The following is an 18633-nucleotide window of genomic DNA, read 5'->3' on the forward strand; positions in this document are numbered from 1 at the left end:
AATAGCAATAATGGCAGCATAGATGCAGACAGTATTGATCTGACAGCAGACAGTGTAAACAATGCTGCCGGAGCTATCCGGACAAATCAGCAGTTAAAGGCACAGATTGGCAGCAGCCTGAATAATCAGGGCGGAGAATTTGGCAGTGGCGGAGATGTGTTGCTCAACAGTGAAGGCGAAAGCCATTTGGCTGTTGATAACAGTAACGGCGGAAAAATCATAGCCGGTAAAGATGCCTATCTAAATACGGAAAGTATTAAAAATAATAATAAAGGAATAATAAGCAGTGAGAAGAATCTGAATCTGAAAGCAGCCCGCGTTGAGAATAAATCAGAAGGTATCATTCAGGCAGGTAAACAGTTAAAGGCGCAGATTGACGAAAAGTTGGATAACACAGGCGGAAATATTGTAAGTAATGAAGAATTACTGCTAAATGCTGATGGACCAGGCAATCTGGTATTAAATAACAGCGCAAACGGTCAGATTCAGGCTGGTAAAGGTGCAGTAATTCAAGCATCGACACTGGATAACAGCAATAATGGCAGTATAGATGCAGACAGTATTGATCTCACAGCAGACAGTATCGATAACACTGCTGGTAACATCCGCGCCAATAAGCAGCTAAATGCACAAATCAATCAGAAACTGCTTAATCAGTATGGACAAATCAGTAGCGCAGATAATGTAAATATTCATGATCAGCTGCATAATACTTTGGAAATTGATAATACCAAAAACGGTAAAATTCTTGCCGGAAATGATTTAAATTTACAGGCAAAAAAACTGGATTATGCCAGTACTGACGATGCCGGTATAGCTGCCGGTCATGATGCATCTATAGATTTAACAGATGATTTTAATATTAACGGGAATATAAGTGCTAATGCTGGTCTGAAATTGCATAGTAATGGCAAAATAATTAATAATCATAATGTTATCGGTAATAGTGTTATTATTGATGCCAGCCGGATAGATAATCAGGCAGCCGGTACTATTCAGAGTAATAAGCATACAGAATTAAATGTGCAGGACAGTGTAATTAACCGAGGTCTGATAAACAGTAATGGTCTGACTCTGATTCAAGCTGGAAACCTTGTAGATAACGTTGGTACCGGACGCATTTACGGAGACCATGTGGCGATAGGTACCGGCAGTCTGTTAAATCGAGAAGAAATAACGGGTAATGAGACTAAGGCAGCAATTATTGCTGCACGCCAGCAGCTGGATATAGGTGCCAGAGATATAGTTAATAAGGAGCAGGGCTATTTACTCAGTGAAGGTGATCTTGCTATTGGCGGAAAGCTGGACAAACAATATCATGCTTCCGGAATGGCTGATAGTCTGATAAACAGCAGTGCGCGTATTGAGGCAAAAGGAAATGGAAATATTGCCGTAAATGAATTACGTAATCTGAATAATCATTTCACTCTTGAAGAATATCTGGCAAATCCTGAGCAGCATATTCAACAGTATTTATTCCCCGGCCAGACAGAGAAATGGACAGAGGGAGTGGACGGGCATTTTAATGAACGAAAGATTAAAAAACAACATTCTGAATTTTATTTTAATGATGGCCGTCCTATGGCCAGAGCGGAAAAAACCGGTATCACGTGGTGGGATTTCAATCGCAAAACTTATAAACAACGTGTCAGTGAAAGCAGTCCGGGTGAAATTATTATTGGCGGTAACTTAAATATAAGCGGCAATTATTGGGAAAATAATAACAGCCGGATTCTGGTAGGCGGTAGTCTGACTGGTGCAGATTCGTTACAGCTGGATAATATTGAAAGTAAAGGTCAGCAGCGTGTTGTTGATACTGGTACAGTAGGCGGATATAAAAAAGGTAAAAGTGGCTGGGTGTTCCAGCATGATATCTATAAAAGAGAAGAAAGAGGTAAGATAAATGAGACCACAACCACGACTATTGATCTTGAACAACCTGTCAGCATTATCCAGCAACACACGGAAGTTGATTTTAAGGACAATACCATTATTGGAGTAAATAATAATACCAGTAACATAGAGAATGCAGGAAGTGTACATACGGGTAGTACATCTATTGGCAGTTCCAATAGTAAGCATACAGATACAGACAATGTTACAAGCAATAATTCAGTTAAAGATAATGTCAATGCTGATAATACAGACAATCACAACATGTCAGCCAATAATCAGCCTGTAGGTGATAATAAAACTGATAGTGCAAATGTACCCAATGTTAAAACACTTACCAGCCTGAATAATAAATTACCTAATAATAGTTTGTATCATATTGATCCGGATAATAAAGGTTATTTGGTTGAAACCGATCCAGCATTTACCAATAAAAATAAATGGCTTAGTAGCAATTATTTGTTAGAAGCGCTAGGTCAGAATCCGGAAAAAATACAGAAGCGCTTAGGGGACGGTTATTACGAACAAAGACTGATTAATGAACAAATAGATCGGTTAACCGGTTATCGCCGCCTTGCAGGATATGACAGTGATGAAGATGAATATAAGGCATTAATGGATGCCGGCATAAGTATGGCAAAAACTATGGGACTGGTACCGGGAGTTGCTCTGAGTGCCGATCAGATAGCGCGCCTGACCAGTGATATTGTCTGGATGGTAAGTCAGACTGTAACCATGCCTGATGGAAGTCAGCAAACCGTACTGGTTCCGCAGGTATATCTGATGGTACGCGACGGAGATCTGAATACAGCCGGTGCATTAATCAGTGCTGATAATATCAGTCTGCATACTAATAAGGATATTAATAATCAGGGAACAGTGGCCGGTCGCAGAATTGTAGATTTGGGTGCACATAATCTTAGTAACAGTGGTCTGATTAGCGGGCAAAATGTGCTGCTTAATGCAACTGATAATATTGATATTAATGGCGGTACCGTTCAGGCACAGAATGTGCTTGGCATGCAGGCACAACGTATAAATGTTAACACTACCACGGCAACGCACGGTGATGAGCGCAATGGCGGTACCGTGATTGATCGTGTGGCAGGACTATATGTAACAGGCAGTAAAGATGGAATTCTGGCGGTTAATAGTGTAGATGATCTGAATTTTCATGGTGCTAATATTGTTAATACGGCAACCAACGGACGGACTCAGCTGGCCAGCAGTAACGGAAGTGTTAATCTGGGTACAGTTCAGACAGCAAGCCACTCCGGATATGGTGAACTCAGTGACAGAAACCATCTGGCGCTGGATCATAAAAATGAAAGCGGTACTCAGATTGTTGCTGATGGTAATGTTTCATTAAATGGCAACAAAGTTAATATCCGGCAGAGTGATATTAACAGTATTAATGGTGATATTAATATTTATGGTAAGGAAGGAGTTAACATTACCGAGGGCAGGGCAAAAACGGATCTGGATGAAGCTCATTACAATAAAACAAAAGGAATTTTGTCCACTAAAAAAAGCATAGATAAATATCAGAAACATAATGATGAAGCAGTAGGCAGTACTATTACTGGTAGTAATGTCAGTATCGGCAGTGAACAGGATATTAGTATCCGCGGCAGCAATGTTATTGCAGATAATCAGACAGTATTACATGCCGGTCGTGATATTAAAATCGAGGCGGCAGAAAATCAGTATCAGGAACAGGAATATCATGCCAGAAAAAAATCCGGTCTGATGAAGAGCGGAGGTTCTGGTATCTTTATCGGCAGTCAGAAACAAACCGATGACATTGCCGGAAATTCCCTTATCCATAGCGGCAGCAATGTTGGTAGTCTGAAAGGTGATACCACAATTATTGCCGGTAATCATTATACGCAAAGCGGCAGTACTGTTGCTTCCACTGAAGGTAATGTGGCTGTTGTGGCTAAACAAATTAATGTGCTGGCAGCTCAGGATCAGTACAGCACTGATTATGTGCACACTATGAAGCAAAGTGGTGTTACAGTAAGTGTAAATAGTTCTAAGGGTGGTTCTGTCAAAAAAGCCAAAGATGCAATTGGGCGTATAAATAAAAGTAAATATGATCGTGTTAATGCCTTAGCTGTCTTTAATGCTGGAATGGACACATATAAAGCGGCCAGTGATATTATCAGTAATCCCAAAAAGCCTAAGGATGTTAATGTCGGCATAACATTCGGTCAGCAGAAGTCCCGTTTGGAGAATCACACAGAAGATAAGGTGGCCTCAGCCAGCCGGATTAATGCCGGAGGAACAGTCAATCTGCTGGCAACCGGAGCAGGCAAAGATTCCAATATCAATATCATCGGATCAGATGTAGCAGGCAACAAAGGCACCCATTTACAGGCAGATAATCAAATTAATCTGCGCGCAGCCGAACAAAGCCACAATGAGAGCAGCAGCAATAAATCCAGTGGCTGGAATGCCGGAGTGTCTGCCAGTTTGGGCTCCAGTGGTACATCTCTGGGTATTACTGGCGGGGTCAATCTGGGTAAAGGTGGTGGCGAAGGACAAGGGACAAGCAATCGTAATAGTCATGTCGGCAGCAACAGTAGCAATACCAGCCTTAGCAGTGGCGGCGCCACCAATATCATAGGTGCGCAAGTAATCGGTAAAGGCGTGAGCATAGATGCAGCTGAGCTGAACATAGCCAGCCTTCAGGACAAAGCGGAATATCAGAGTAAACAGCAGAATGTCAGCGGACAAATAAATGTAGACTCAAACTTCATTCCAACCGGTTCAGCCGGCTATAGTGATAACAAAATCAAGGCAGATTATGCCAGTGTAACCGAACAGAGCGGCATCATAGCTGGAAATAATGGCTATCAGATTAAAGTTAAAGGCAATACAGATCTGAAAGGGGCGATCATCACCTCTGCCAGTGCCGCAGAAGCAGAAGGTAAAAACAGCTTGATTACCGGCAGTCTTACCAGCAGTGACATCAAAAATTACAGCGATTACAGTGGTAGCAGTAACGGTATTGATGTCAGTGGCAGTTTGAATCTGAATTCCCCTAAGAAGCTTACCGGCAGCTACTCATCCGGAGAGGGGCATGACAGTGGTCACGACAGCAGTACTACACATAGTGGTATTAATACCAAAAATATCGTCATTACTGATGAAGCAGCTCAGCAGCAGAATTCCGATAAAACCTCAGCAGAGGCCATAGCCGCTATTCACACTGACACCAGCAGCGAAGATTATGCCGATAAGGCCGGTTATCTGGCTAACAACTTTGATAAGGAAAAAGTACTTAATGAATTAAATATTCAGGTAGAAGTTAATAAAGAATTCCGTCAGAACAGCCATAAGTTAATTAACTCTTATATCGATTCTCAACAGGCAGAGCTGAGGGAAAAAATCAAAAAAGAAACATCAGAAGAAAAGAAAACTGCACTGTATGAAGAAATTTATAAATTGCAATATCAGCGGCGCTTACTGGATACAGTAGTCGATATACTGACCATTAATCCAGAGAAAGCTATTACACAAAATACATTAAAGTCGGCAGCCGATAAAATACGTAAAGAAAATCTGACCAATGCCTTAAAATCGCCCAAAACAGTAGTTGACAAGAAAACCGGAGAAATAAAGAATAATGTTTCCTATGATAATGTGTTTTTTGATGGAGTTGATTTCGGCGGAGTACTGAACTCAAAATTGTTAAAGGTATTATACCAATTAGGAATATATTAGGAATATAACAATGAAACTTAAAAGATTTGTTATGTTTCCGGAGCTATCAGAAGATAGATGCTATTGGCCATACCAATGTACAACAACAGGAATCTGATGTGATCTGTGGTGTAAGAGATTTAAGGAGCGATAATCTGGATTTAAAAATTCTGTATCGTGATATGACAGAAAATCGAGTTACACCACGTCAGCATGGTTTATAATTTGCTGATATATAAAAAATTCTGAAAAATTGTACAAATAAGGAAAGGCTATCCGGATTTTGTAATTAAAAAACATTTCCGATAAACTAACTGAGCATGATTATTGAAAGGATATCAATGAACAGATGCGAGGCTGAGAAAAAAGACAGTAATGATGCCTCGCATAACCATAATGAATTTAAGAATACTGAAGGATTCAAAAAAGTATGCTAGAAATTTAGCAAAAAGATAATGCGTGCAATTTGTTACAGAAAACCCTCGGTACAGGAGTAGCAGTTCCGGTCTGTAATTGTAGTAAAGTGATCCGTATCTGGGATTTACACAAAACTATATATGGCAATACAGTAGTAGCTTCTAATCCAGATATTTACCGTGACTAAGAAACGTCTTTAGAAATGTAGCAGAATAAAATCTGTAATCAGCCTACGGTAATTTGTATGTTGCTGTTAATAATTCTGCTTTAGAAGTTATATCTGTCTGGATAACGCAAAAAATAATCAGAACCATGCAGATACTGATTCATGAAATCAATGGCAAACGCTATTTTGCATTTGAAGAAAAGCAACTTAGGCAGAAATGAATCGCTATAATCTGTTTACTTATATTTGTCGGTATCAGTATATGTCTGAGCGATTGCCGTGTAATAAACTTGCAGAATAGTGAATATGCAGAGAGAGAGCAGTAATAAAAAAATTTAAATGATGAACAACATATTTGTTCTGAGTATAAAAAAACGCGGAATACCTACATATGCAACTTACTCTGTAATGCAACAGCAACAATTGAAATTTGAGTTCAAAACAAAAAGTAAAAATTAATAATGTAAGTATTGATAGTCTGATATATCAGTCCTGAATTTAATTTAATTATTTATTCAGAAAATAGTTGAAATTTATAATTCATGGTAGTTTTACAGGATAATATTTTGATCATTATTAAAAATAGCTAAGAATAAAAGTTAAATGACTGAGGAAATTAAAAGAAACTCTATTAAAATAATAACTGTTTTGCGTAAATAAAATAAGAATATTGACATTAAAGCTAATAATATTCTTATATCATAAAAATAAGCTAAGATGATATAATTTAACCTATATGAATATTTTGATAAATTTTAAAAATAAATAAGCTTATTCGGCAATTTGTTTCAATAATTTATTCAATCGTCCTGTGGCATTTTTATAAGGGGAGGAGGTATTAAACTGAATCATGCGTCCGCGTGTGTATTTTTCATGCCAGGGCGAGCCATACAGCTCTTCATTACTAAAGCTATCAATAAGTGAAATCAGATTCTTTTTGTTGGTCTCCAGAAGAGAGAGTAGCTGTTTGAAATCGGTGATGTCCTGATAATCACGATAGAATTTTTGTGCCAGTAATCCCAGTTGATTCCATTTATATCCTGCTTCCGGAAAAGCAATTTTCTGCCCTGACTGTTCCTGTTTATGCCATGACAGTACCAGTTCTCCCCAGCCAATTAAATAAGACACAAGCTGTGCAGCGCTCATCATTGTACCTTTAGCATGGCCTTCCATCAGAAGCAGATAGGCTTTCTGTTCAGGTACAGCAGCCAGCTTTTTGGTCAGTAGTATATAGTTTTTGTTAATTGCTTCAATTAGTTCCTGTTTAGATTCTGGTATTGCCATTTGGTTCTCCCTACCTTCAGACATTAACTATATGAACTATGCGGTACAGCATAACATATTTTGTGGCAGATAAATGGAAGCGCTATGGTGATTCGGAAAATAAAACTACGGCAAAAGGCAGCTTATTTAGACAATCATTCTTATGTTCACTGTTATTTTTATTAAACTTTTTATTTATTTATGTATCTATTGGTTAAATAAATATTAAAAATATTTTGATTTAATTTTTGCTTGTTTATTGTCAATAAATTCGATTGTATTAGATGTTTTAATCCTGCATTTGTGCAGGTATTGATACCTGCTGATTGATGTTTTTATTTATGGGGTTGGTGAAAACAGATGAGTAGGAAAATACCTGAACTGGTGTGCCCGGCAGGTAATTTACCGGCGCTGAAAATGGCAGTAGACCATGGAGCGGATACGGTTTATATGGGGCTGAAGGATGCAACTAATGCACGTAATTTTGCCGGTCTGAATTTTGACTATAAGTCAGCCGCTGAGGGAATTGCTTATGCACATCGGTACGGACGTAAGGTGCTGATGGCAATTAATACTTATGCACAGGCCGGCGATGTACTGAAATGGCAGCAGGCTGTGGATACAGCGGCCGAGCTGGGCGTGGATGCGGTTATTCTGGCTGATCTGGGGATGCTGGCTTACGCGCGAAAAACACATCCTCAGCTGGCATTGCATATGTCGGTACAGGGGTCGGCTACGAATTATGAGGCGATTAATCTGGCTCAGGAGTTGTTCGGTATCAGACGAGTGGTATTGCCGCGGGTGCTGACTTTACCTCAGGTGGAACAGGTAATTAAACATACTTCTGTGGAAATTGAGGTGTTCGGGTTTGGCAGTTTGTGTGTGATGGTAGAGGGACGCTGTCTGCTTTCAAGTTATGTGACGGGAGAGTCGCCTAATACTTTCGGTGTGTGTTCACCGGCAAAATATGTTCGCTGGGAGCAGCATAACAACGGGATGGATGCGCGGCTGAATAATATTCTGATTGACCGGTATGGTGTGGATGAGCCGGCCGGTTATCCGACTTTATGCAAAGGGCGGTTTCAGGTAAATCAGGAAACATATTATGCGCTGGAAGAACCAACCAGTCTGAATGTTATAGAAATTTTGCCGCAATTGCTGGAAATCGGTGTGGCGGCGATTAAGGTGGAAGGCAGGCAGCGCAGTCCGGCCTATACAGCTCAGGTCACTAAGGTATTACGGCAGGCTCTGGATATGGCAATACAAAGTCCGGAACAGTTCAGTGTTAATCCGTTGTGGCAGCAGGCACTGGCCAAAGTCTCAGAAGGCCAGCAGGTAACGCTGGGTGCTTATAACCGGCCGTGGAAATGATAAGGGAATGTAGATGATGCAACAGGGTAAACTGGCTTTATCGTTAGGGCCGATTCTGTTTTTCTGGCATAAGCAGCAGATTGTGGATTTTTACCGGCAGATGGCTGAGCAGCCACTAAAAACGGTTTATATGGGTGAGACGGTATGTTCCCGCCGGCAGGAGCTGAAAGTAGCCGACTGGATTGATTTGGCTCATGATGTTGCTACCAGCGGGCATGAGGTGATTTTATCATCACAGGTGCTGCTGGAGAGTGAATCTGATTTAAAGCGGCTGCGTAAACTGACAGAACAAGCTGATTTTCAGGTAGAGGCTAATGATCTTGCTGCGGTGAGGCTGCTGCATGCAAAGGGAATTCCTTTTGTTGCGGGGCAGGCACTAAATATTTATAACGAGCAGACGCTGACATTGATGCAGTCGCTGGGGGCTTATCGCTGGATTGCTCCGGTTGAGCTGGGCGCAGACCGGCTGGCCAAGATGATTGCAGCAGTGCCGGATATGACCTGTGAGGTATTTGGCTGGGGAAAATTGCCATTGGCTTATTCTTCACGCTGTTTTACCGCACGGCATTACAATCTGAAAAAAGACAGTTGTGAATTTAAATGTCTGGAACATGCTGATGGTCTGCTGCTGAATACACGCGAAAAACAGGCTTTTCTGACTATTAACGGGATTCAGACAATGTCTGCCGGCTATCATTCTTTACTCGCCAGTTATCAGCAGCTGATGGCTATTGGTGTGAAGTATTTAAGAATTTCTCCGCAAAAAGAGTATATGGCGGAAGTGATTGAATTGCATCAGCAGGTTCTGGACGGAGCAAAAAAGGCAACTTCTGCTTTATCTGAGCTTAAAATGCATGCAGGTGATGTACTGGTGGATGGTTACTGGCATGGTAAAGCCGGAATTAATCAATGCGAAGGGATGATACATGCAGGTGCCTGATAAAGTAATGCCGGTATTTTTGAAAAAGATAATTTCAGTACTGCCGGCAAAACCACCGGCATGGGTATTGGTTAATACCTTAAATCAGTTACTCAGAAGAGAGATATTACTAGCTGATATGTCTTTGCTGGCCGGACGTCATTTCCGGATTGTGATATCAGATTTGGGGCTGGATTTATGTTTCAGTGCCAGTAACGAGCGTTTTATGGCTGCTGGTACCGCTGATGTGGTGGATTTGTGTCTGAGTGCCAATACCGCCGATTTTATGAAGATGCTGTTGCGGCAGGAAGATCCGGATACGCTGTTTTTCAATCGCCGGCTGAAAATCGAGGGTGATACAGAACTGGGCTTGGTGGTAAAAAATCTGCTCGACAGTATTGACTGGTCGACTGTTCCTGTTATGAAGTCACTGGTAGGGCAGTAGCTACAGGCGGTGATTCAGGAACTGTTACAGCAGCCGGTATCTGGTTATGATACCGGCTTTTTAAACAGGCTGTTATTAATCTAAAGGACGGCGGCAGGCAATCATGTAATTGACATCCAGACTGTCGGTAAGGTGATAGCGTCTGGTTAACGGGTTGTAGGTAAAGCCACTGCTACCCAGCCATTCCAGACCAGCCTGACGACACAGGCGTGCCAGTTCTGCCGGCGTGATGAATTTGCGGTGATCATGGGTGCCGTGCGGCATCAGTTGCAAGATGTATTCTGCTGCAATGATGGCTTGCATATATGATTTGATATTGCGGTTGATAGTGGAAAAACAAACTACGCCGCCAGGTTGGACTAATTGTGCGCAAGCATGCACTACACTGCCCGGATCGGGTACATGTTCCAGCATCTCCATACAGATAACTGCTCCGAAGCCGGCCGGCATTTCTGCGGCTAAATCTTCTACACTGACCATACGGTAGCTTACGTTGCCGACATGTTCCTGCATAGCGTGTAACTGGGCGATTTTCAGGGATTTTTTGGCTAAATCGATACCAGTAACGCTACTGGCACCGGCTTTTGCCATGGCTTCACTCAGAATTCCGCCGCCACAGCCTACATCCAGTACATCTTTACCGGCCAGCCGGGCATAACTATCAATAAAACTGAGCCGCAAGGGATTAATGTCATGCAGAGGTTTAAACTCGCTCTCTTTATCCCACCACTTATGTGCCAGCTGGCTGAATTTGTCGATTTCGCCGGCATCAACGTTGGCGGGTGCGGCCGGCAGACTGGTTTGTTGCTCTACTGGAGTATTCATAATTGTTATTCCTTTGTTGCAGTGGATTTAACCCACAAGGCGATGATGTTGTTTTTTTCACGCGGACGGGCACCAGACCAGATTTCATGCCATTCAGGCGGCGGAGTGGTTTTGGAGTCTCTGCTGATTAGACGATAGTTACAGTGCGGATTATCCGGCAGCAGAGGAATCCAGCTATATTGCTGCCATGCAATACGCATGCTAAAGCTATTCTGGTTAACGCTGATGCAGTCATGCATATTAATAAAAGCCTGTTGTTGTTCTTCGCTCAGACTGTTTTGCATTTGCTGGACAACCGGCCGGGCGGATTTGGCTGCATCCAGCCATGGTAAGAACAGAGTAAGCAGCAGTGACCATACCAGTAATACGCCGGCAGCCCAGTTGGTGACTGCCTGTCTGCCGCGGATATGCTGGCGGGTAATGGCCCATAGCCATAATGGAGTCAGTACGCAGGCAACAATTACCGGAAAGTAGTTTACATCGTAGCGGTAGTACGGGCTGAAATAAACTGCCCGTTCGGCCAGTTTGGCCGGCCAGCCGTAATTCATGGCAATAAAGCCCAGCCAGAGAAATACAGCCAGAAAGCCGAAAGCCATAATGCCGAACCAGTTGAGAAATGCTATGGCGTTGCGACGCAGGGCATCCAGCTGTGCTGCTCCTAATACAGCCAGCGGTGGCAGGAGAAATACTAATAAATCCTGATATTGCTGTGGCAGCAGAGCAAATACAAGCAGAGACAGGCTCAGCCAGATAATACCGAGAATACCCCAGCGCAGATTGTTCAGTTTGCAGCGTGTGGCTGTCCAGATGGCTAATGGCCATGCAGGAAAAGCAAACCAGATTAGATTTTTCAGGTAATACCCAAGTGAGAAATGTGCCTCAAAATGGCGGAAACCGCCGAATGGTGCGAGGGCATGGTATTGCCACCACAAATTGAATATATTGGCAGCGGTCTGATGTAAGGCCAGTGGCCAGATCAGCATCAGCGGTAAAGCACAGAGCAGGGAGATGAGTAATACCAGATGGTAGCGCCGGCTTTGCCATTTCGAATGCAGCAGCAGACTGAATGCAATCAGAATCAGCAATAGCGGCCAGAGTAAACTGCCGGTTAAAGACAGAACGGCCAGACCGCCGCCGAGCATCATGCTGGCCATCATAATACGCCGTTCCGCCAGCGCAAAACCATACCAGCACATGGATGCACCAAGACAGAGAATCATGCTGTCGTTAATAAAGTGTGCCGGTATCAGCAGGCCGGTACATCCTAATAAAATCAGTACCGCAATCCGGCCGTAGCCTCGCCCGAGAAATTCTCGCGCAGAACCGCCAATACAGGAAAACGTGAGTACTATGAGGATAACATTGGTAAGACGGGTGGCTTCATAGACATCCATCTGTTTCGGGCTGAATAAATGCTGACATAAGGCAGCAAGCCATGTATATAAGGGAGAAGCTTCCCAGTTTATGTCACCAAAAATAGTCGGAACTGCCCAGTTTGAAGTTTGCCACTGACTGACGGTAGTAAACAGATAGGGTTCACCCGGTGTCCATAAATCATGATGCAGTACACCCGGCCACAGCCACACAAATACCAGTAACAGCAGCAGCCATGAACGTTTTTTGTTCATGTGAGGTGAACTGCCGGATTTTGCGGGGGTATAGGTAAGCATGAGATTCTGACTGCAATAAATGATAAATCAACGGGCTTAATGTTAGCTGAAAATGAAGCAGGCAGCCAGTTGTGGCTGCCTGTAGTCTGTATGATTAATGTAAATACCGGTTTTAATCGATATGTTTGCTGAGATTCACTTTGTCGAGAGGTACTTTACGAGTATGGTAGCGCAACTTGTGATACAGATAGAATGCTGCGAATACCGGCAGCCCCATATAGGTAATGGCAAAGCGCTGCCATTTAAAATCACCATGCAATAGTAACTGGCTGTCCTGTCCGATTATCACCAGAATACACAGTAAAAGCGCCAAAATGGGGCCGAACGGAAACCATTTGGCACGATAAACCAGAGAATTCACATCATTACCCTGCCGCACAAAAGCACGCCGGAAACGATAGTGGCTGATGGCAATACCCAGCCAGGCAATAAAACCGGTAAGACCGGATGCCGCAACAATGTATTCGTATGCACCTTCATCGACACTTTCCAGCAGGAAAATAGCCAGTACGACAATTGCTGTTGCCAGCAGTGCCAGTACAGGTACACCGCGACGATTTACTTCAGCAAAAGTGCGGTGAGCCATGCCGTCTTTACCCATTGCGTACAACATACGGGTAGATGCATAAAGACCGGAATTGCCGGCAGAAAGAATAGAAGTCAGAATCACAGTGTTCATTATGGCTGCGGCAAAAGCCAGACCGGCACGCTCAAATACCAGTGTAAAGGGTGATTTTGCAACCTGATCCACATCTGCACCAAGCAGAGCATCGCTGTTATAAGGAATAAGCAGACCAATTACCAGCATAGCCAGAATATAAAAAATCAGAATGCGCCAGAAAACCTGTTTGATTGCTTTGGGAATACTTTCCTGCGGATTTTCTGACTCACCGGCAGTAATACCGATAAGTTCTGTTCCCTGAAATGAGAAACCGGCAATCAGAAATACACCGAGTACGGTAAAAAATCCGCCCGACCAGCCATATCCGAGAATCGGTGCATCGCCGATAGTGAAATTACTTAAGCCTATATACTGGCCGCCAAGAATACCGAAAATAGTCAGTACACCCACGCCCAGAAACACAATTACCGTAACTACTTTAATCAGAGCAAACCAGTATTCTGATTCGCCGTAGGCTCGTACAGATAAAATATTCAGCAGAAACACGAGAGCAAAAAACAGTAGGCTCCAGCTCCATGCCGGCATAAAGCGCAATGGTTCCCAGTAGGTAATGACCAATGAAGCTATGGAAATATCGGCTGCAACGGTAATCACCCAGTTAAACCAGTAGTTCCAGCCCAGTGCAAATCCCAGTGACGGATCCACAAAACGGGCGGCATAGGTAGAGAAGGAACCGGAGGTAGGCAGATAAGTTGCCATTTCCCCGAGCGAGGTCATCAGGAAATACACCATAACCCCGATAGCCATATAGGCGAGCAGTGCTCCTCCCGGCCCGGCATCGTGAATGGCACTGCCGCTGGCCATGAATAATCCCGTACCAATACTGCCGCCAATGGCAATCATTGATAGATGGCGGGTTTTCAGATGGCGTTTAACTTGATTGGAAGAGGAGTTGGCGTCTGTCATTCTGGTATTGAGTAAATAATCTCTGGTATACATGAATGTATGGCAGTATCCGGCATACATTCATTACTCTGATACCGGCATAATGATGCAACGGCACCATCTGAAACAATGTCCAGTGTGCTATACCAAAGTGGATTGCAGATTAATGTATAAACAGCATTTGCCGGAGTTATTATCCTTTTTGCATATACTGTTTTGCTGTAAAAACGTTCATTATAACAAATGTATTGTTGACTGGCAGGATTATTCAGCGATTGCGTTGAGCAGGGCAGTATTTACCACTATTTAACATGATGAGATTTTCCGGCCAGCGCAATGCGGCCAGATGCATCCGGCTGTCTGCCGGTAAGATGGCATTTTTGCGCTCACGCCAGCGGGCACCTATGGAAAAATCCACACAGAATACCTGTTGCTGCTTACCCAGCCAGTGAGTTGGCGGTTCCGGAAACAGATCTTTGCGATGTTCGGCTACTCCTGCTGTGCCATACCAGCTGCGCCAGTAATGCCCGATAATTACCGCCACCGGATCAGTATATTGCTGCCACCACGGCTTTCTTACCGTAAATCGCCAGCGGCCGTTTATATAAAATGGCTGCTGAGTTAAAGCCTGAATACCGCTGGTCAGTGCACGTATAGGATTATGGCAGCTACGTAATAAATCATAATGAGCAACACCGGGCTGAAATGGCATGGTGTAGTTTTCATCTTCCAGTTCTGTTTTTAGCTGCTGTGTTTCCTGTATATAAGATTCGTACCATTCAGTCTGACGAAAATCATCAAAAAAACGGTTCTCCCAGTAGTGATACTGTTTACTCAGAGATTTTTCGCCACAATGAATCAGTTTATCAATGCTGTCCGGCAGCCATGCGGCATGAACAATGCGTAAATCGTCGCGTTGCAGAATCAATGGCCATTGTGCCATGGTTTCCTGTAGTTGCCTGCGCTTGTCTTTCGGATAATGCTGCCATGGTGCAAAACGTGTTTCGTCCTGCGGACGGTTGTCAAAATACCAGCCCGAACCGTCTTTAGGATCATCAATCAATAAATTCAGTTCATGATTGCCAATAATGGTAAATGCATTTTCAGCTGCGACTGCTTGAATTACCCAGTCGAGTACAGCCGGGCTATCTGGTCCGCGATCACATAAATCGCCGACAAATACCAGCTTTCTGCCATGTTTATGCCGTCCGTTCTCATCATAACCGAGAAAGTGCAATAATTGCTGTAAAGCTTCCCACTCGCCATGTACATCACCAATAACATCCAGTGCAGTACTGGCAGGAAGAGGACGTATAAATGAACATGAATCAGAATACATATATGTGGCCTGTCAAACAGACCTTACAGCTGTCTGTAGGGATATTTCTTTGTTATAAAACAAAATTTAATGCACCAAAGTTATTAAACATAGCACAAAAATTTTACGTATGCCAAATTTACTGCAATTAATCTCTCATTTTGTGTGATTATTACCAGTATGAATAAAAATATGAATAAAATATTTAATTTCATATGGTTGCTTTTTAGAAACAGGCGGAGGATAATTTTTATGTTATATGGGTATAGATTGCTTTTGCCAAACTGTCTGATTTGGGCTAAAATCTGCCACTCTTAATATTTATCAGCATCCATAGCTCAGTTGGAAGAGTGTCGGTTTCCGAAGCCGGAGGTCACAGGTTCGATCCCTGTTGGGTGCACCAGAATTTTTTTAAGGGCTTTTAGTTTTACTAAAAGCCCTTAAATTTTATATGTATCAATTATTTTTGTTGATAAAGATATTTGATTTTAAATAACCTGTTACATTCTTTAATCATCAAATCATAATTGTTGCTATCATAATGTATTCATAATTATCTCTTATTTTGTTGCAAAGACTTTGAGTAATACATTCTGAACTATTTGCCTTGCCGAAAAAATTTATTAATTATTTAATTTAATATCAATAAAAGTTCAAACTGTTTTGGATAAAAAAATTCTGATGGTATTTGATTTGTATAAATAGAGAGATTTTTCATGCTAGTGTCAAAAAAAGCCCAAGGGCATTTGATTGCGTTGTTTACGATATTTATCTGGGGAACAACCTATATTTCCACCAAGGTTTTACTGACAGAATACAAACCTATAGAAATTCTATTTTTCCGATTTATGCTGGGTTACTTTACTCTGTGGATTTTTGCTCCTCATTTTTTGAACTGGCAGGGCATCAGGAAAGAGCTTTTGTTTATGGCTGCCGGTTTTTGTGGAGTCACCTGCTATTTTTTGTGTGAGAATATTGCATTAACTTATACAACAGCTTCTAATGTGGGTGTAATCGCCAGTCTGGCACCAGTATTTACCGCCATTTTAGCGATGTTCTTTTTAAAAGCAGAAACACCTTCTCTGCGTTTTTATATTGGCTGTCTGCTGGCAGTTTTTGGTGTGGTCTTAATTAGTTTTAATGGTAAGTTTGTTCTCTCTCTGAATCCGCTCGGTGATTTTCTGGCAGTTGTAGCCTGTCTGTTCTGGGCTGGTTATTCGATTTTAACTAAAAAAAGCAGCAGTTTTGATTGCAATATTATTTTACTGACCAGACGCTTCTTTTTTTATGGCTTGATTCTGATGTTGCCTGCATTGTATTTATTTAATTTTGAATGGGGACTGGTACGTTTTTACAAGCCGGTTAATATGCTTAATATCCTGTTTCTAGGAGTAGGTGCTTCTGCAATCTGCTTTGTTTCATGGAATTATGCGGTTAAGTTAGTCGGGGCTGTTAAAATCAGTATTTATATTTATTTAGTTCCTATTATTACAATAATCAGTGCGGTACTTATTTTGAAAGAACCATTTAACTTAATTGCTGCTGTGGGTACATTGCTGACACTAAGTGGTGTGGTATTGTCACAGGGTAAGAGGAGTAAAAAACAGTAATTACTATGTATTCTGATGATGATTAGAATTTTACTGTGCCAAAAAAAGCTCCGTGAATTAAGGAGCTTTTCAATTTAAATTGTCAATGCTGATAATTAATAGGTTGGTACACTTGCATCTACATCATGTGACCATGCATTGATACCGCCGTTGAGGTTATAGAGATTTTCAAAGCCGGCTTCCTGCAGATATAAAGCTACCTGCATGCTGCGCATACCAAGGTGGCAATATAAGACAATGGGTTTATCATCCGGTAATTCATTCTGGCGTAACGGAATCATATTCATCGGAATATGTATAGAGCCGGGTATGGCTGCATACTGAACTTCATTATCTTCCCGAACGTCGAGTAAGACAAAATCCTGATTTTGCTGTTGCCATTGCTGTAATTGAACAGCGTTCAATGTTTGGATACTCATATTATAAACTGATGTATGTAATGTCATTTATGGTTTAAATTATAGAAACTGATTTATTTCTCAGATTCTATTCGTACGTATTCAACCATAAAATTGGATAAGTTATCTACCTTAATATATTCTCTTACTATAGTAAGAGTAATTTAAGCTTTTAGATTATTACGATTTTATTGCTTAATCAAAAATCTTCCGTTTGTTTTTTGTCTTAAACTGAGTCAGCATTCATAATTTAAAGCTCTTGCTAAAATGGTGATAAAAATCTTCATTTGAAAGTTTCTGACAAACCATCTTGAAACTCCATCATAGTTTTATCTCTTTTCAGTTTATTCTGTCTGACTTTTTAATATGTCCTATTTCTAATAAGAAATTCACTGTCTCAGTATGTGGTTTTAGAGGAAAGTAATGCCTATACCGCGCTAATTACGACAATGTTTTGTTAAATGGCATATATATAATCACTATACTTTGTTCTAGTGATGGTTGATAGTAATCAGACGATAACTGAAAGAAAATAAAACCTAAGTAGGTTTTGGTTTGATACATGAAATGTAATATTGACTAGTACTTCATTTAGCAGGAAAAAGTCTGGCGGTCAGGATGGTAAAAGAAATGTGTTCTCATAATTATCATTTGAGATACACACTATGCTTTGGAAAAGAGACTTACACCTGTATCCCGACAGTGTAATTAAAATAGAATCAACAAATTGATTGCCTTAAATGCAGGTTTGTGCTGCTTTTTTGTCGTTTACTCTTGCAGATTATTGCTGGTGGTATTAAGGCAATCACAAAGATTATTTGGGCTGCCACTTGCCATCTTTACCTTTATGGTAAGTTTTTTCTACTGCCGCCCACGCAACTTTATATGCAATGGTTTCGGCATCGCTGTTATCACGGCGTTTTTTCGGATCCTGATATTCCTGAATTGCGTGATTAAAAGCTTCTTTGAAAATATCCTGTGCATGTTCAGGTAATGCCTGTTTTACTGCTGCCGGTAAGTCAGCTCGGGTTTGATAAGGCATGATTCTGCTCCTGAAGATAAA

The 18633-nt window shown here is 41.7% G+C and carries 13 protein-coding genes and 1 tRNA gene; 7 read left to right on the plus strand and 7 right to left on the minus strand.

Translation table 11 applies throughout. The features are described 5' to 3' along the window. Both H3U82_RS00075 and H3U82_RS00080 read left to right on the plus strand, forming a co-directional pair. Positions 1–5622: hemagglutinin repeat-containing protein (locus H3U82_RS00075; protein ID WP_198208689.1), on the plus strand; the 5622-nt coding region annotated here is incomplete at its 5' end. 26 nt (positions 5623–5648) lie between these two features. Continuing rightward, positions 5649–5825, plus strand: a complete 177-nt coding sequence (locus H3U82_RS00080) for a hypothetical protein (RefSeq protein ID WP_198208690.1) — start codon at positions 5649–5651, stop codon at positions 5823–5825. 1130 nt (positions 5826–6955) lie between these two features. Here the strand turns inward: H3U82_RS00080 and H3U82_RS00085 are convergent. Further along, entirely contained in the window at positions 6956–7468 is a 513-nt protein-coding gene (locus tag H3U82_RS00085; RefSeq protein WP_198208691.1) for a ClbS/DfsB family four-helix bundle protein, read from the minus strand. 339 nt (positions 7469–7807) lie between these two features. Here H3U82_RS00085 and H3U82_RS00090 point away from each other — a divergent pair, with 339 nt between their 5' ends. Genes H3U82_RS00090 through H3U82_RS00100 form a run of 3 tightly spaced genes read left to right on the plus strand, consistent with a single transcriptional unit; the run spans position 7808 to position 10182 of the window. After that, the gene (locus H3U82_RS00090; RefSeq protein ID WP_198208692.1) at positions 7808–8818 is read left to right on the plus strand and encodes a peptidase U32 family protein; all 1011 of its coding nucleotides are present in this window, start codon (positions 7808–7810) and stop codon (positions 8816–8818) included. Between the two features lie 16 nt (positions 8819–8834). Beyond that, a complete protein-coding gene (locus H3U82_RS00095; RefSeq protein WP_198186460.1) occupies positions 8835–9758 on the plus strand; it encodes a U32 family peptidase in 924 nt (307 codons plus the stop codon). After that, positions 9745–10182, plus strand: coding sequence for an SCP2 domain-containing protein (locus tag H3U82_RS00100; RefSeq protein ID WP_198208693.1), 438 nt, complete (start codon positions 9745–9747; stop codon positions 10180–10182). Before H3U82_RS00095 ends, H3U82_RS00100 begins: the two co-directional genes overlap by 14 nt. 75 nt (positions 10183–10257) lie before the next feature. On the opposite strand, the gene ubiG is transcribed toward H3U82_RS00100, so the two are convergent. From ubiG to H3U82_RS00120, 4 genes are all read right to left on the minus strand, one after another. Beyond that, entirely contained in the window at positions 10258–11007 is a 750-nt protein-coding gene (gene ubiG, locus H3U82_RS00105) for a bifunctional 2-polyprenyl-6-hydroxyphenol methylase/3-demethylubiquinol 3-O-methyltransferase UbiG (RefSeq protein ID WP_198208694.1), read from the minus strand. Positions 11008–11012: 5 nt separating this feature from the next. Beyond that, on the minus strand, positions 11013–12635 hold the full coding sequence (locus H3U82_RS00110) for a glycosyltransferase family 39 protein (RefSeq protein WP_232336084.1): 1623 nt from the start codon (positions 12633–12635) through the stop codon (positions 11013–11015). Between the two features lie 154 nt (positions 12636–12789). Beyond that, the gene (locus tag H3U82_RS00115) at positions 12790–14202 is read right to left on the minus strand and encodes an amino acid permease (protein ID WP_370524546.1); all 1413 of its coding nucleotides are present in this window, start codon (positions 14200–14202) and stop codon (positions 12790–12792) included. 310 nt (positions 14203–14512) lie between these two features. Further along, on the minus strand, positions 14513–15583 hold the full coding sequence (locus tag H3U82_RS00120) for a metallophosphoesterase (RefSeq protein ID WP_084585615.1): 1071 nt from the start codon (positions 15581–15583) through the stop codon (positions 14513–14515). 306 nt (positions 15584–15889) lie between these two features. Here H3U82_RS00120 and H3U82_RS00125 point away from each other — a divergent pair. Together H3U82_RS00125 and H3U82_RS00130 are read left to right on the plus strand one after the other, a co-directional pair. Then, positions 15890–15965 (plus strand) — tRNA-Arg (locus tag H3U82_RS00125). Between the two features lie 313 nt (positions 15966–16278). Then, a complete protein-coding gene (locus tag H3U82_RS00130) occupies positions 16279–17172 on the plus strand; it encodes a DMT family transporter (protein WP_084585616.1) in 894 nt (297 codons plus the stop codon). Between the two features lie 95 nt (positions 17173–17267). Here the strand turns inward: H3U82_RS00130 and H3U82_RS00135 are convergent, their stop codons facing one another. After that, the gene (locus tag H3U82_RS00135) at positions 17268–17591 is read right to left on the minus strand and encodes a rhodanese-like domain-containing protein (protein WP_041880359.1); all 324 of its coding nucleotides are present in this window, start codon (positions 17589–17591) and stop codon (positions 17268–17270) included. A 793-nt stretch (positions 17592–18384) separates the two neighbouring features. After that, positions 18385–18612: a ChaB family protein gene (locus H3U82_RS00140; protein WP_025331461.1), complete on the minus strand. Its 228-nt coding sequence runs from the start codon at positions 18610–18612 to the stop codon at positions 18385–18387. Between the last annotated feature and the right edge of the window lie 21 nt (positions 18613–18633).

The sequence above is a fragment of the Snodgrassella sp. W8132 genome, assembly GCF_016100865.1.
GTDB lineage: Bacteria > Pseudomonadota > Gammaproteobacteria > Burkholderiales > Neisseriaceae > Snodgrassella > Snodgrassella alvi.

Excerpts from the sequence above, each read along its gene's own strand:
- H3U82_RS00085 (WP_198208691.1), bottom strand. The coding sequence starts at position 7,468 with ATGGCAATACCAGAATCTAAACAGGAACTAATTGAAGCAATTAACAAA.
- H3U82_RS00090 (WP_198208692.1), top strand. The coding sequence starts at position 7,808 with ATGAGTAGGAAAATACCTGAACTGGTGTGCCCGGCAGGTAATTTACCG.
- H3U82_RS00095 (WP_198186460.1), top strand. The coding sequence starts at position 8,835 with ATGCAACAGGGTAAACTGGCTTTATCGTTAGGGCCGATTCTGTTTTTC.
- H3U82_RS00100 (WP_198208693.1), top strand. The coding sequence starts at position 9,745 with ATGCAGGTGCCTGATAAAGTAATGCCGGTATTTTTGAAAAAGATAATT.
- ubiG (WP_198208694.1), bottom strand. The coding sequence starts at position 11,007 with ATGAATACTCCAGTAGAGCAACAAACCAGTCTGCCGGCCGCACCCGCC.
- H3U82_RS00110 (WP_232336084.1), bottom strand. The coding sequence starts at position 12,635 with ATGAACAAAAAACGTTCATGGCTGCTGCTGTTACTGGTATTTGTGTGG.
- H3U82_RS00115 (WP_370524546.1), bottom strand. The coding sequence starts at position 14,202 with ATGATTGCCATTGGCGGCAGTATTGGTACGGGATTATTCATGGCCAGC.
- H3U82_RS00120 (WP_084585615.1), bottom strand. The coding sequence starts at position 15,583 with ATGTATTCTGATTCATGTTCATTTATACGTCCTCTTCCTGCCAGTACT.
- H3U82_RS00130 (WP_084585616.1), top strand. The coding sequence starts at position 16,279 with ATGCTAGTGTCAAAAAAAGCCCAAGGGCATTTGATTGCGTTGTTTACG.
- H3U82_RS00135 (WP_041880359.1), bottom strand. The coding sequence starts at position 17,591 with ATGAGTATCCAAACATTGAACGCTGTTCAATTACAGCAATGGCAACAG.
- H3U82_RS00140 (WP_025331461.1), bottom strand. The coding sequence starts at position 18,612 with ATGCCTTATCAAACCCGAGCTGACTTACCGGCAGCAGTAAAACAGGCA.